1 protein-coding gene is annotated in these 1,462 nt (G+C 48.8%); it reads left to right on the forward strand.

The window, feature by feature from the left end:
- The coding region (locus tag BG32_RS04920; protein ID WP_183084287.1) for an InlB B-repeat-containing protein at positions 1-1,462 on the forward strand (1,462 nt) is incomplete at both ends.

Raw genomic sequence — 1,462 nt, forward strand, 5'->3', positions numbered from 1 at the left:
ACGACTTTTCGCACTGGGAAGTAAACGGAATCAGGGTAGATGGAAGAAGTATAGAGATAACACACGACTCTCCCAAGAACATAGTGGCAATCTATACTCTCAAGGGATACAGTGTGAGTGTGAACACCGAGCCTTCTGGACTGGAAGTGAAAGTAAACGGAGTCAAGAAGATAGCACCGGCAAGTACGGAAGTCAATCATGGAGACACGGTATCGCTTGAGATAGTAACGCCGCAGGAGAGAGACGAGAGCACAAACGTTGATGGAGTGGACTCAAGATACAGCTTCCTGAAATGGAGTGACGGGAACACATCGAAAGTGCGGACTATCACGGTAACGGGAAATGCATCGCTGACAGCTCAGATGAAGAGCGAATACCTTGTAAGCGTAGGTTCAACGGTAGCGACGATTTCCGGAAGCGGCTGGTATGAAAAGGGAAGCAGTCTCACGCTCACCGCCCCGCAGGTCGAGGGCTTCTCCTTCCTCAACTGGACGGTGAACGGAGAGATAGTCGAAAGTCAGGAACTCTGTATAACAGTAAGTGAGCCTTCGAAAGTCGAAGCCGTCTACGGGCAGATTGGAAAGTACAATCTGACAGTGAATACCTCTCCTGCCGGGCTCGAAATTCTTATAGATGGAGCAAAGAAGAATGCCCCGGCGATTATAGAAGACTGGGAAGGTTCTTCACACAGTTTCGGAATAACCGCTCTCCAGGAGAGAGACGAATCGGATAGAATAGACGGTATAGACAGCAGATACACCTTCTTGAAGTGGAACGACGGAAACACGTCAACGACCAGGGATCTCGTTCTCTCTTCTTCTGTCTCCTATACAGCTCAGATGAAGAGCGAATACCTTGTAAGCGTAGGTTCAACGGTAGCGACGATTTCCGGAAGCGGCTGGTATGAAAAGGGAAGCAGTCTCACGCTCACCGCCCCGCAGGTCGAGAACTACACCTTCACCGGTTGGAATGTCAACGGGGAGACGATAAACGACAACCCACTGGTGATTACAGTCAGCAAACCCACAAAGATCGAAGCCGTTTACAGTGAAATACCTTTCAGGACACTTTCGGTTGGAAGTGAACCCGAAGGACTGAAGATAATCATAGACTCACTTGAATACACTTCGCCCGGAATTATTCAGGCAAGAGAAGGCACTTCCCATACGATAGAGTTCAAAGCTCAGGAGAGAGACGAAAGCTCTTTCGTCTCGGGTATAGACACAAAATATACTTTCAAGTCATGGAACGATTCAAATACTTCAAATCCAAGAACGGTGCTCCTCGATTCGGATAAGAGCTACACAGTCCAGACGGAGACACAGTACCTCGTCGAGACCTCGACACTGCCCGAAGGAGTCGCCAGCATAGATGGCGCGGGCTGGAAAGTAAAAGGCTCTCTTTTTTCTTATGTATCACCTGATTCAATCGGATACGACTTTTCGCACTGGGAAGTAAACGG

The sequence above is a fragment of the Mesotoga sp. HF07.pep.5.2.highcov genome (assembly GCF_003666285.1).
Classification (GTDB): domain Bacteria; phylum Thermotogota; class Thermotogae; order Petrotogales; family Kosmotogaceae; genus Mesotoga; species Mesotoga prima.